Source organism: Turicibacter sp. T129 (genome assembly GCF_025594975.1).
Taxonomy (GTDB): domain Bacteria; phylum Bacillota_I; class Bacilli_A; order MOL361; family Turicibacteraceae; genus Turicibacter; species Turicibacter bilis.
In genome coordinates, this window is record NZ_JAMQUU010000068.1 from 1 (window position 1) to 14669 (window position 14669).

General features: G+C 34.5%; 9 protein-coding genes. 8 read left to right on the forward strand and 1 reads right to left on the reverse strand.

The genetic code is table 11. The annotated features are described in order from the left end of the window. Positions 1 to 106 precede the first annotated feature (106 nt). The 7 genes from NEH75_RS10940 (at position 107) to NEH75_RS10970 (ending at position 10493) form a co-directional block, all read left to right on the forward strand. On the forward strand, positions 107 to 943 hold the full coding sequence (locus NEH75_RS10940; RefSeq protein ID WP_055276544.1) for a hypothetical protein: 837 nt from the start codon (positions 107 to 109) through the stop codon (positions 941 to 943). After that, positions 943 to 1980 (forward strand): aspartate-semialdehyde dehydrogenase, encoded by a 1038-nt coding sequence (locus tag NEH75_RS10945; protein ID WP_055304689.1) that lies wholly within the window; start codon positions 943 to 945, stop codon positions 1978 to 1980. Before NEH75_RS10940 ends, NEH75_RS10945 begins: the two co-directional genes overlap by 1 nt. Position 1981: 1 nt before the next feature. Continuing rightward, positions 1982 to 3019, forward strand: a complete 1038-nt coding sequence (locus NEH75_RS10950; RefSeq protein WP_055304691.1) for an aspartate kinase — start codon at positions 1982 to 1984, stop codon at positions 3017 to 3019. Between the two features lie 18 nt (positions 3020 to 3037). After that, complete coding sequence (dapA, locus tag NEH75_RS10955; RefSeq protein ID WP_055304692.1) at positions 3038 to 3919, forward strand: 4-hydroxy-tetrahydrodipicolinate synthase; 882 nt, start codon at positions 3038 to 3040, stop codon at positions 3917 to 3919. 823 nt (positions 3920 to 4742) lie between these two features. Continuing rightward, complete coding sequence (locus NEH75_RS10960; protein ID WP_237252384.1) at positions 4743 to 6461, forward strand: ribonuclease J; 1719 nt, start codon at positions 4743 to 4745, stop codon at positions 6459 to 6461. A gap of 127 nt (positions 6462 to 6588) precedes the next feature. Further along, positions 6589 to 8868: an FtsK/SpoIIIE family DNA translocase gene (locus NEH75_RS10965; protein WP_055276537.1), complete on the forward strand. Its 2280-nt coding sequence runs from the start codon at positions 6589 to 6591 to the stop codon at positions 8866 to 8868. Positions 8869 to 9371: 503 nt separating this feature from the next. Beyond that, on the forward strand, positions 9372 to 10493 hold the full coding sequence (locus tag NEH75_RS10970) for a BMP family protein (RefSeq protein ID WP_055276535.1): 1122 nt from the start codon (positions 9372 to 9374) through the stop codon (positions 10491 to 10493). Between the two features lie 659 nt (positions 10494 to 11152). Here the strand turns inward: NEH75_RS10970 and NEH75_RS10975 are convergent. Further along, a complete protein-coding gene (locus tag NEH75_RS10975; protein ID WP_262948880.1) occupies positions 11153 to 12256 on the reverse strand; it encodes a BMP family protein in 1104 nt (367 codons plus the stop codon). A gap of 1205 nt (positions 12257 to 13461) precedes the next feature. Here NEH75_RS10975 and NEH75_RS10980 point away from each other — a divergent pair. Continuing rightward, entirely contained in the window at positions 13462 to 14589 is a 1128-nt protein-coding gene (locus tag NEH75_RS10980; protein WP_262948881.1) for a BMP family protein, read from the forward strand. Positions 14590 to 14669 lie beyond the last annotated feature (80 nt).

The following is a 14669-nucleotide window of genomic DNA, read 5'->3' on the forward strand; positions in this document are numbered from 1 at the left end:
TAATTATCTCCTACTCGATTGCCGATGTATCACATCGATATATGTCACCAGACCTTTCTCGTTTTCATAAAATACTACGTAAGTAGATAGGAGGTAGGTGGTTATTATGATATTGATCATAAACAATGATAAGCGGATGAATTATTTGTCTGAGTACATCCGTGATAGTGGGTTAGATCTTGTTCAGTATTATCGTGATTCAGTGAGCTTTGATTTTCATATTTTAAAGGAAACGCATTATTTTATTTTGCCTTTTGGTGGAATTAGTGAAAGTGGACAAATTGCAAATACTCATTTACGTTTAACAGAAGAAGTTTTATTAAGTTTACCAGAAGATTGTGTGATTTTTACGCCGATTCGATATCCTAAATTAATGGCATTGTTAAAGTCTGTTCCAAGAAAATGTGAAGTTATTTTTGATTATGATGAAGTCGCAATTTATAACTCTATTCCTACAGCGGAAGGAGTGATTTATAACATCATTAAAAATACAGATATTACAATTCATCAAGCAGAGATTTTAGTGATTGGATCAGGTCGAACTTCATTAACGATTGCAAGAGATTTAAAAGCGTTAGGTGCATATGTGAGTGTAACCTTCAGAAAGAAAAAAGATGAAGCCCGATTATTTGAAATGGGATTGCATCCGATTCATATTGACTTGATGGTTGAAGATTTACATCATTATGATGTGATTGTAAATACTGTACCTGCGATGGTACTTGATGAAAAAGCCTTGAACCATGTGAGAAAAGATTGTTACATCATGGATGTGAGTAGTAAACCAGGTGGTGTTGATTTTGACTATGCGAAACAATTAGGGATTCAATCAGAATTAGCCGGTTCATTACCTAGTATTGTCGCTCCAAAAACAGCTGCTTATTATTTGTTTCGCTTTGTGAGAGATTACATCGCCTTAAATGAAAAAAAGGGGAGATTGTGATGAATCAACATGGATATGCGGTCGCAATCGTTGGGGCAAGTGGTGAGGTTGGCAGAAGTATGATTGAAACACTAGAGCGTTATCCTATTCCAGTCTCTTCCTTACGTTTACTCGCCTCCAAACGATCGGCAGGAAAAACTCTCTTGTTTAAAAAGGAACCAATTGTAATTGAGGAGTTATCAGAAGATTCATTCGAAGGCATTGATTTAGCGTTTTTTAGTGCGGGTGGGAGTGTATCATTAAAGTATGCTCCAATTGCCGTGTCAAAAGGTGCAGTTGTCATTGATAATACGAGTGCTTTCCGTATGGATCCAACGATTCCATTAGTCGTTCCTGAAGTAAATGCTCATGTCTTATCCAAAAATACGCCATTAATTGCGAACCCAAATTGTTCAACTATTCAATTAGTGGTGGCACTTAAACCATTAATTGAAGCCTATGGGATTGAATCGGTTAATGTTTCAACATATCAAGCGATTTCAGGAGCGGGAGCTAAAGCCTTATATGAGTATGAGCAAGAATTAAGTGACGAGTCTTATGAGCCACAGATTTTACCTACGCGTTCAGATAAAATTTATTATCAAATTGCCCATAATGTCATTCCACAAATTGATGTCTTCTTGTCATCAGGTTATACGAAAGAAGAAATCAAAATGATCAATGAAACACAAAAAATATTAGATGATTATGAGCTAAAAGTGAATGCGACTTGTGTTCGAGTTCCTGTTCGGTATGGTCATAGTGTCTCAGTGACAGTTAAGTTGAAAAAACCAGTTAACGATCGAGAAGAAATTATTGAGGTATTTAAGCAAAGTCCTGATGTCATCTTACGTGATAATATTTTACATCAAGAATATCCAATGCCTTCGTATTTAGCTCATCAAGATGAGGTGTTTGTTGGACGTGTTCGAAAAGATTTATTTGAGGAAAATGTTGTTCATTTTTGGGTCGTTGCTGATAATATCTTAAAAGGAGCCGCCTTAAATAGTGTGCAAATTGCTTATTATATGCATCGTCATGGATTGTTAGGTGATTAAAATGGATATTGTAGTTATGAAATTTGGTGGAACCTCAGTACGGGATCAAGCAACAAGATTTCAAGCATTTAAGCATATTCGGCGTGAGGTAAGTGCAGGGTACAAAGTTGTAGTTGTTGTATCAGCAATGGGTAGAAGCGGGGAGCCATACGCCACTGATACGTTAAAGGAACTTGTGACTTATCATGTGTCTAAGCGTGAAAATGATCGTCTACTTTCATGTGGAGAAATTATTTCGAGTATTGTGATGTCTGACTTTTTACAACAACAAGGGTTAAACGTCACTTCTTTAGCTCCAGATGAAGTAGGGATTAAAACTGATAATAATTATAGTAATGCTAATATTATTACCATTGAAACGAGTAAAATAGTTTCTTTATTTAATGAATATGATGTGTTAGTTGCCCCGGGATTTTTAGGCACAACATTAGAAGGGCATATTACCACACTCGGACGAGGAGGGAGTGACACGTCAGCTGTTGCCTTAGGGGGTGCCTTAAAGGCGAGTTATGTTGATATTTACTCCGATGTTGAAGGGGTCATGACCGCTGATCCGAAATTAGTGAAAAATGCACGTGTCTTAGAGAAAATTAGTTATGATAATTTGATTGCGCTTGCTGCAAGAGGAGCAAAAGTTATTCATTTAAAAGCCGTCGAGTTAGCTAAAAAAAATCATGTCAATTTACGTTTGCGTTCCACAACGGCTGATCATATTGGAACTTATGTCGTTGATGAGGAGGTGAATACCTTAAGCTTGACGTATAAATCAGGATATACTCGTTATGAAATTTTAGGGCTAAATTGCCCCATTAATTGTGAGTTATTAATTAAACAAGGGGCGTATTGGTATGCACAAGTTCATGATGAAGAAGCAGTTGAACATTACTTGAAAGAAAACGAATTAGAATTCATTAAAAATGAAAATTATGTTCGTGTGAGCTGGATGAATCAACAAAGAACACCGGTTGAACTAACCTTCTACGTCGATGCTTTGAAGCTTGAGGATACATTAAACTTTTTACATTATAATTTAATTTAAGTAAAGGATGTGAGAGTTATGAAAAGTTTTGGTCCGGTTATTACGGCGATGGTAACCCCATTTGATGAATATAATCAACTAAACATTAGTAGTTTACGAAAGTTGATTATTCATTTATTAAAACACGGATCAACGAGTTTAGTGATTACGGGAACAACGGGAGAGGCGCCTACTTTAACAGCGATTGAGCGCTTAAGAATTTGGGAAACAGCAGTTGATTTTGCGGGTGGAACTGTTCCGATTATTACAGGTGTAGGAACGAATAATACAAAAACAACGATTCATAATGTGAAATTAGCTGAAGAAATTGGTGCAGATGCGGTGTTGGTGGTGACTCCTTATTATAATAAGCCGAATCAGGTTGGATTGATGACACATTTTAAAGAAATTGCTAATTCAACTGATTTGCCGATTCTTTTATATAACATCCCTTCACGGACGGGCGTTAGCTTAACGTTAGAAAGTATTTTAGAATTAGCAGAAATCAAAAATATTGTTGGGATTAAAGATTCTAGTGGAGATTTAAACTTATTAAAAGCGTTAAAAGAACAAGCCCCTGATCACTTCTGTCTCTATAGTGGGGATGATTCTAATTATTTGGAAACAATCAAACTAGGAGGCGATGGCGTAATCTCAGTTGCTTCACATGTTGCTGGCTTACAAATGAATCAAATTTATCAGCTTTATCAAAAAGGTAAAGTTGAAGAAGCTGAAGCTTTGAATGAGAAGTTAAAGCCTCTTTATAAAGGATTGTTCTGTACAACCAACCCAATTCCAATTAAGGCGATATTAAATCAACTTGGAATGGAGGTTGGAGGACTTCGACTTCCGCTAGTTGAGATGGATCAATTTGAAACTCTAGAACTTTTTAATGAACTTAGAGGACTATTAGATGAATAAACATGTAAAAAACATCTGTTCTGTTGAATGGCAGATGTTTTTTTTATATGATGAAAAGATTTAAAGCCCTATCATCAGAGGATATATTTTCTTGGCAAATGCCAGGGAAGCCAGTATCCAATCGATTGACAAACTAAAATTGAATCTAAATTTTAAAATACATCTCTGTTTTTATATAGACTTTATTTTCGATAGTTTGTCTAAAAAAAAGACGGTAACACTTGTCAGTTACTGACGTGATGTACTATAATGATTGTAGAAGATAAACATTTTCCTTTTTATACGAATGAAGGTTAGGTTCTCTATCTTTTTTAGTTAGTTAAAGAGAACAATCCTTAAGTTGATAATTAACACATATTGAATGGTATCTTTTCCTGATTAGTTTAAGCTTTAGTTTTGCAAAACGAGGAACGTTTTGATAGATTAGTCGTCATTGTTTTTTAGAAAGTGAACATTAAGGACGTATGTAATAATGCGTGACGTCGAATGATAAATAGGACAACATAAATTTTATGTTTATTGACACTAACTCATGCTCATTTATTTTTAAAATCAAATTTGTATCCGTATCATTTAATAAATAAAACGATCAATTTGGAATGAGAAATCAAAGTTTAATGAAGAGAAGAACCGTTCAAAAAAAGGAAACCTATAAACTCATGATAAAAAGTAAGGGGTATCTTACCTTTTATATCATTGATATGAAAATGACATAGTGAGTCAGATTGTGACTAATTAGGTTACAGTGAGAAACTTTTAAGTTAAAAAATTAAATTAAAGGAGGTGAATCGTTGTCAACTGACGTAACCAGTGAAACGAAATTTTGTTTCATATCATTGACAACGATAAGAATGTGGCATCAGTAGTAGAACAAAAAATTAAAGTATTTGCTTTAGGTGGACTCGATGAAAATGGGAAAAACTTATATGTAGTAGAAGTTAATGATAAAATCTTTATTTTAGATGCAGGGTTAAAATATCCAACGGAAGATTTATTAGGGGTTGATGCCGTCATCCCAGATTTCACTTATTTAAAAGAGAACGCTTCTCGCATTCAAGGGGTCTTTTTATCACATGGTCATGAAGATCATATTGGCGCTATTCCTCAATTATTGAGTATTATTAATGTTCCAGTCTATGGAACACGCTTAACGATGTCTTTAGTAGAAGATTCATTAACGGAGAATGGACTAGATTTTAAACAATATAAACTTTATAAAATCCGTGAAAATAATGAATTATTCTTTGGAGAGATTAAAGTAACCTTCTTTAAAACCACTCATAGTATTCCAGATTCAGTAGCGATTTGTATTCATACAACTGACGGAGTGATTGTCTATACTTCTGATTTTACGTTTGATCAAAGTGCAAAGGGTCGCTATCAAACAAATTATGCACGTATTTCAGAAATTTCAAAAGAAGGTGTTCTTTGCTTATTGTCAGAAAGTATCAATGCTGAAAAAGCTGGACATACAAGTACGGGAACCTCACTTCAGTATGAGTTAGATGAAGTTTTCTCTCGTGCGAGTGGGCGTATTATTTGTTCATTATACTCTTCAGATTTACACCGAATTCAGTTAGTCATTGACTTAGCTGTTCAATATAAACGTAAGATTGCCATTATTGGACGTAAAATGCAACGTATTGTCGATATTGCAGTAAAATTAGGATACTTACGTATTCCAAAATCAATGTTAATGAACTTATTATATATTGATGAGAAAAATGATAATAACTTATCAAATTTAGTCGTATTAGCGACAGGTAATCGTTATGAGCCATTTAATTCATTAATTCGTATGGCTAAACATCAAGACCGTTTAATTCATATCGAAAAAACAGATACAGTCATTATAGCGACACCGCCAATTCCAGGGAATGAGATTAAAGCGGCACGTACGATTGATATGTTATATCGCACAGGAGCACAAGTTTGTGTGATTAATAAAAATCTATTACCATCGTCACATGCAAGTAGTGAAGATTTGAAGTTAATGATGAATTTATTAAAACCACAGTACGTTATGCCGGTTATTGGGGAATATCGCAATTTAGTGGCTCATGCGAAAGTAGCAGAGCAAATGGGATATCATTCAGAGAACATTATTTTATTAGATAATGGTGATGTCGTTGAGTTCCAACAAGGGGAACTAGTGAACCATACAGAACATATTCAAATTGATCAAGTATTAGTGGACGGATTAGGTGTTGGTGACATTGGAAGTGTTGTCTTACGTGATCGTCAACTCATGGCAAATGACGGAATTATCGTTGTGATTGCTAACTTAAATAAAAATACAAAAGAAATTGTAGCGGGACCACAAATCGTAAGTAAAGGATTTGTTTACGAAAAAGGAAATGAAGAATTATATAAATTATTAGATGAATTAGTTCGTAACATTATTGGTCAATTCGTGACAGAACAGTATGTTAACTGGCAAGGATTACGTCAAGAGTTACGTGATAAAGTTGGAAAATTATTATTTAATAAAACGAAACGCAAACCTATTATCATTCCTATTGTTGAAGAGTTTAATTTATAATATTTAGAAAACTATCTCTCAGATCGAGAGGTAGTTTTTTTGTGAGAAGAAGTCAGAATAATAATGGAAAAAAATGAATTTTATGAGATAATAGTTACATTAACATTGAAATGATAGAGGTATGAATATGGCAAGCAAAAAGAAAGTTAAACATAAAAAACAAACTATTTTAAATGATTTATATTTAGAGTTGATCGGAATTGTCTTAGTGTTACTAGCTATTTTGATGCTTGGTCAGCTTGGGTTAATTGGAACATTTTTTAAGCAAGTCGGATTATTTGTCTTTGGAGAATTTTTTTGGCTCATTGCCATTGCGATGCTTGTAAATGGGGGGCGTATGATCGTTAAACGTCAAATTCCAACTTTCTTTAGCGCAAAGCAGATTGGTTGGTATTTAGTGTTTATTTCACTAATTGTTTTTAGTCATCTTCCGGTATACCGAGAGTTTAATGCTCATGATATTGCATTACTTGGAGGGATGTGGAATTACTATTTTTCGAACGATCTTTTAAATTCGTCATTTACAGTCGGAGGTGGGTTGATTGGAGCTGTGATTTATGGGGTATTAGTTCCATTAATTACGTCCATTGGTTTGTATGCTGTAGCTTTATTAGTCCTTTGTTATGGAACTTTACTCATCTGTAATTTAACTTTTAAAGACTTATACGAGGGAATCAAAGATTATCAGATGAAGCAGCGTCAAGAGCAGGCCTCTAAAAAGAAAAGTGTTAAAGCTAAAAAAATTCGTCAACGCCAGGAAGTTCAGGAAGAGGAACCTGATCATGCGACAGTCGTGACCTTACTTAATGAAACAGTAGATGAGGAAGCAATTGAAATTGAAGAAGTAGAAGAACTCATAGATGAAGGAAATGAATTTAAAATTAAAGAGTTTGATAAGCAGCCTCCGCATGAAGTGAGTGAGCCTGTCATTGAGATGGATTCACCTGTTTTAAATGATGAAAACTATATTTTGCCACCACTTGACTTATTGGTTGATTATCAACAAACGAATAATTCACAACGATTGCTTGTTAGTGCAAAGGCCCAAGCTAGAAAATTAGAGGATACGTTCAAAAACTTTGATGTCAAGGCAAAGGTACAGGAGGTTCATATTGGCCCTGCCGTCACAAGGTTTGAAATCTTACCGAATGTCGGAGTTAAGGTCAGTAAAATCTTAAACTTAACGGATGATATCGCCTTAGCTTTAGCTGCAAAAGGAATTCGAATTGAAGCTCCGATTCCAGGGAAATCAGCGATTGGAATTGAGGTGCCAAATCCAAAGCAAACGCTGGTTACTTTTAAAGAGATTGTTAAAGAAGTCCCTCAAAAACAACAAAAAGAAAAATTATTAATGGTATTAGGGCGAGATATTTCAGGGAAAACGGTCTATTCTCCATTAAATAAAATGCCGCACTTACTCGTTGCTGGGGCAACAGGTTCAGGAAAGTCGGTTTGTATTAATACGATTATTTGTAGTATTTTAATGCGTTCGACACCAAATGAGGTAAAAATGTTAATGATTGATCCGAAAAAGGTAGAGTTAAATGGTTATAATGGCATTCCCCATCTACTCGCACCGGTTGTAACGGATCCACGTCTAGCTTCATTAGCTTTGAAGAAAGTTGTTTCTGAGATGGAGTATCGTTATGAGTTGTTTAGTGAAAGTGGAACACGTAATATCGAAGGTTATAATGAGTATGTGAAGCAATATAATGAAACGCAAGAGAGTACTAAACCGTTGCTTCCATTTATTGTGGTTATTATTGATGAGTTAGCGGATTTAATGATGGTGGCTTCAAAAGAAGTGGAAGAATGTATTATGCGTTTAACACAGATGGCGCGTGCCGCAGGGATTCATTTAATTATTGCGACGCAACGCCCTTCAGTAGATGTTATTACAGGAGTTATTAAAGCAAATATTCCATCACGTATTGCATTTGGGGTTTCATCGGCTGTTGATTCACGTACGATTATTGATATGCCAGGAGCTGAGAAATTACTCGGTAAAGGGGATATGCTATTTTTACCGATGGGAGCATCAAATCCAACTCGTGTTCAAGGAGCATTTATCTCAGATGATGAAGTCGTTCGAATCGTTGAATTTATTAAATCACAAGTTGAACCTGAAGAGGTGAAGCAAGACTTCTTAGAAAATATTGAGCAGGTACAAAATGAAGGACAAATGATGGAGGACCCGTTGATGAGAGAAGTACTGGCTTATATTATTGAAACGAAGAAAGTTTCCGCTTCTTTATTGCAGCGTCGATTTAGAATCGGGTATAATCGTGCAGCACGTATTGTGGATGATTTAGAATCAAGTGGATTAATTGGACCAAGTGAAGGAAGCAAACCGCGAGAGGTCTTAATGACCGAAAGTCAGTATCATGAGATGGTAGCGAATTTATAAAGATATCGATACAAGCACCTTCCTATTAAAAATTAACTTGTTCTAGATTAATCGGCAGAGATGTAGTTAGTGATTAGAATCATTAGAAATTGGGTGTTCTAAAAATAAAAGAAGGTCGTTGTCATTACAACGACCTTCTTTTAGATTTAAAGGCCAAAAGAAGAGGCACACGTCATCCTCTACTAAAAGCAGTAAGAAGTCATGAAGAGAAATGAAAGATTTGAGTGAGTAGATAGCAGGAGATGATTTCACTTATGGAGAAGGTTAAGACTAGTTGATAGAATTGCTTTTGTTAGGTGAATTCTTTAATGAAAGTGGTTTTTATGCTTATTTAATAATAGAAAGTGAAAAAAAACTCATATCGTTTTAAAAAGTTCAAATAATAAAATTAGTCAATGAATGTAGTGTTTTTGTAAAAAAATGTAAATTTAATATATATGTTTACAAAACCACCTCTTTCTGATAGACTTATTCAAGGAAATTTTAGAACTAGGAGGACAACTATGAGAAAATTCACATCAATGTTAATCGTAACGATGGTTGCTATGATCGCTTTAGTAGCATGTAGTAGTGACAAGGGGGAATCAGGTTCGACAACTGGAACTGATAATGTAAACTTCAAAGTAGGAATGATGATCGACTCAGGAACAATTGATGATAAATCATTTAACCAAGGAACTTGGGAAGGAATTTTAGCTTATACAAAAGATCATAAAGGAGTTAAAGGGCAACACGTTCAGCCAAATGGTGAAACGACAGCTGATTATTTAAGTGCTGCAGATAACTTAATGATGGCTGGAAATAATGTAATTATTGCTCCAGGATTTAAGTTTGAAGAAGCCATCACTGAACTTCAAACAGCGAATCCAGAAGTTTCATTTGTGATTTTAGATGGAGAACCAGCGACAATGGCTGAGAATACAACAGCTATTTATTTCGCAGAACATGAAGCTGGATTCTTAGCAGGTGTGGCTGCAGCATTACAATCACAAACAGGAAAAGTTGGATTTATTGGTGGTATGAAAATTCCAGCTGTTGAACGTTTTGGATGGGGTTACTTAGCAGGTGTCGCTTATGCAAACGAGGCTTATGCAACAAATGTAGAAGTAGTTGACTATCAATATCAAGGAACATTCAATGATGTTCAAGGTGGTCAAATGATGGCTGGTGGAATGTATGATAAAGGAATTGATATCATCTTCTCGGCAGCAGCAGCAGTTGGAAATGGAGTTATCAATGAAGCGAAGGCACGTACTGAAGCTGGAGAAAAAGTTTACGTCATCGGAGTTGATGTGGATCAATACGATGAAGGATTAATGAATGATGGAAGTTCTGTTGTTTTAACATCTGCTATTAAACGTATTGACGTTGCCGTTTATGATGCATTAAAAGCTTACGGTGAAGGAAACTTCCCAGGTGGACAAATTATTACAATGGATGCAAAAACTAACGGAGTTGGGTTACCAGAAACTAACCCTAACTTAACAACAGATACACAAGCGAAAGTTGATGATACTTTAGCTCAAATTCAATCAGGTGCATTAGTTGTCCCAGTAACAGGCGAAGAATTAGATACATTCTTAGCTGAAGTTGGATACCAAGCAAATACAATCAACTATAAATAATAATCAAAACTAACTATCATATGATAGTTAGTTTTTTTGTTTAATTGAAGTTTGTTAATAACTATCATTAAGATAGGTTTGTATGTTTATGAGAATAGCCATGGGGTTAGTTATTTAAATTTGATTTTTTCGCGAAAAAAGATGGGACGTGAATGTTAGAAAAGTTGAATTTCAAAAGTGATTGGAGACATGTCCTCTGATGAGTAGGGCCCATTATTATCAAACATCCTATGATTTATATTTTGTGAGTAAGAATTAACAAGTATTTCTAATTTAAAAGGACAATTGGTTGGCTTGATATTAAATAGATCAAGCATTCATTAGTCATAAAAATTCAATAACTATTCTAGTGAAGAGAGGGGATTAAAAGATTTTAGTGAGGCATAGTTATTGAATGAGTTGTGATAAGAGGGAGAATTTCTTTAAAATTAATCGGAAATAATCTAATCTTTAAGAAAAGCTTTGTTCTAAAATCATTAGATTTAATAGAATTCAGCTTTTTAATCCAGGGCTTGTACAAAATCTAGTGATAATTTTTATTCATACAGATAAAAGGAATTTTGTATGAAATCTTTTGACAAGAGAACTATGATTGGGATTAGATTTCAATACAAAAAAGAGTCGTCTTAGTGTTAAAGACGACTCTTTTTAATTAATAATTAAAAGTTAATTTTTGCTCCTTGGTATCCCATCTCACTTAAGAAAGATTGTACATCAGCCTCGGTTGAAGGAATAACTAAGTTTCCAGCTTTAATGTTTGCTAATAATTCATTGACTGTTTCTTGTGTCTCAGTTGTTAAATTCGGGTTTGTTTCTGGTAAACCAACTCCATCAACTTCAGCAGTCATTGTGATCACTTCTCCACCTGTGAATGTTCCGTTGATGAATTCATCAACTTTAGTGTAAGAGGCATTATCCACTCGTTTAAGTGCAGATGTTAAGATGACTGATTCGTTAGTTTCTTGGTTGTAGATTCCATCTTCGTATTGATCCACATCGACACCGATGACGTAAACTTTGTCTCCAGCTTCAGTACGTGTTTTTGCTTCTGTAATAACACCACTACCTACACGTCCAGCAGCTGTGAAGATGATATCGATTCCTTTATCGTACATACTACCTGCTTGTGCTTGTCCACCAGCAACATCTGTAAATGTTCCATTATATAAATAGTCTACGACTTCAGCATTTGTTCCAAAGTGTTTATTAGCATAGGCTACACCAGCAACATAGCCATATCCGAATTTTTCAATAGATTCACTTTTCATTCCACCGATGAATCCAACTTTACCAGTTTTTGTTTCTAAGGCTGCTGTAATTCCTGCTAAGAATCCGGCTTCATGCTCAGCGAAATAAATAGCAATTGTATTTTCAGCCACCTCTTCTGGTTGTCCATCAATCATTACAAATTTAATGTCTGGGTATTGTTCTTGTAATTTTGTAATGGCTTCGTCAAATTTGAATCCTGGGGCAATGATCATTTGATTTCCAGCTGTAATTAAGTCATCAGCTGCTTGCATATAATCAGCTGTTGTTTCTCCAATTGGTTTAATGTATTGAGCTACGATTGTCCCGTTTTCTGATTCGTAACGTTTGATTCCTTCCCAAGTTGCTTGGTTGAATGATTTATCATCAATTGTTCCTGAATCCGTCATCATCCCAATTTTAATGTTGTCTCCTGCTGATTCAGTTGTTCCTCCACACGCTACTAAGCCTAAACTTGCAGCGATCGCAATAGTTAACATTGAAAATTTATTTTTCATCGTTGTATGGCCTCCTCATTTGTGATGAATTTTCATTCTAACAAAATAATTTTAGCTTGTAAATTATTTTTTTTTAATTTTTTCAAAAAACTCAGTTTTTGTCGAATTTATTACAAAAATAGGTTTTAATGGTATTTTTATGGTTTTTAATTCGTTGAAAGTGCTAGATAACTAAGAATAAAAATCTAATTCTGATTTATCGTGTCCTAACGATTTCACCGATTCTAAAGCAGAAATTTTATGAAGGGATCACAGTTTTTATTTAATAGAATCATCTTTTAAGCTATAACTTGTCAAATAATTAAAGCATTATGACTCAAATATTTTAGGGGAAAAAGTGATTGAATAAGCAGGAGGAATAAAAACATTTCTTGGGCACTTATCTTTCCTGAAAAAAATGAGTTGATTGTCATAATGGAGTGTAAATGAAAATGGGGGATTACATTAAATGATTAAATATTCATTGGAAGGTGTTATTGCCTCAATATGACTTACGATGCTAAGGGGTGGATCACAAACTATTTGAACAACAGAGGGCTTTCATCAAAAGAAATAAACAAACGTTTAAAAGTCTTAAATGACTTCTTAGGTGGGATTTCTTTCGGATAAAAAAGTTGTCGAAAAAAATAGCTATATTAGACCATCTTGTTGATGACGAATCGTTTGATATAAATGGTTATTGAATATCGTTTTTAAAGAGTCTATCTCTTTCAAGTAGAAAAAGAGTTGATAACAACAGTTTTGTTTAATAGAGCTCAAAAAATCAATGTAGACACTTAAAAAATGCTATTCAAAAAGTAGTTCTAGTATAGAGCTTATCATGTAAATCAAGTTCAAATAAATCAAGCTTTTTCTGACTATATTTGGGTGAAACACGAATGAAAAATATAAAAGTGTAGGAATGCTTGAATTTGAGTTTTTTAATCGACAAAAGTTGAAGATCAATTGAGTTGCAAATCAAAGGGAGTGATAGTACGAAACTACGATGGCGATTTTATATGAATGACGGTAAATCAAAGGAGATTAGGTCATCGTTAAAATTATAGTTTAGTTACTATAAGGTATAAAATGTAATTTAATACAGAAAAAAGCAATAAATGAGGAAAAAAATATGAAAAAAGTAAAAAAATGACGAATAAAGATTTACATAATTTATGAAATTTGTTACACTATTGCTGTATTGATTATGAGGAGGCCATATAAATATGAAAAAGAAATTTTCAATGTTAACGATTGCCTTAGCTGCAAGTTTAGGATTAGTAGCTTGTGGAACAGGTGAGGGTGACAAAGGAACAACAACAAACGGAGAAGCCAAAATTAAAGTCGGAATGATGACAGATTCAGGAACAATTGATGATAAGTCATTTAACCAAGGAACTTGGGAAGGGATTAAACGTTACGAATCAGAAAATGGAACGATTGAAGCGCAATATATTAAGCCAGGTGGAGAAGCAACTCAAGATTATTTAGAAGCTGCTAGTAACTTATTAACAGCAGGAAATGAAATGATTATTGCACCAGGATTTAAATTTAAAGAAGCGATTGGAAAATTACAAGGAGAAAATCCAGAAACAAAATTTGTGATTCTTGATGGAGAACCTGAAGGTGGAGTAGCTGAAAATTCAGTTGCAATTTACTTTGCTGAGCAAGAAGCTGGATTCTTAGCAGGAATTGCGGCAGCTCTTGAAACAAAAACAGGTAAAGTTGGATTCATCGGTGGAATGGTTATTCCAGCCGTGCAAAAATTCGGATACGGATTTGTAACAGGGGTTGCATATGCTAATGCAAATTTAGGAACAAATGTTGAAGTGGCAGACTATTTATATAATGGAACATTCAGTGATGTTTCAGGTGGACAAGCTCAAGCTGGTGGAATGTATGATAAAGGAATCGATATCATCTTCGTAGCAGCAGGTGGAGTTGGAAACGGTGTTATTGCAGAAGGTAAAGTACGTGCTGAAGCTGGAGATGATGTTTACGTCATTGGTGTAGACGTTGACCAATATGAAGATGGAATCATTTCTGATGGAAGTTCAGTTATTTTAACATCAGCGATTAAACGTATTGATAATGCAGCATATGATAAAATTGATGAATTAGTAAATGGAACATTTACTGGTGGGCAAGTAATCACAATGGATGCTAAAAATGATGGAGTAGGATTACCAGCTGAAAATCCAAACTTATCTGAAGCGACACAACAAGCAGCTGATGAAGCATTCGAATTAATTAAAAATGGAACAATTGTAGTTCCAACTGAATTAGATGAAGTGACAGCAATGTTAGAAGACTTAGGATTTGATGCAAGTCATCTTAATTTATCAGGAAACTAATCATTGATTAAAGAGGATAAAAGTACGCGGACTCATGTTCGTGTACTTTTTTTATGACAAAAGTAATGATTTTTGAAAGA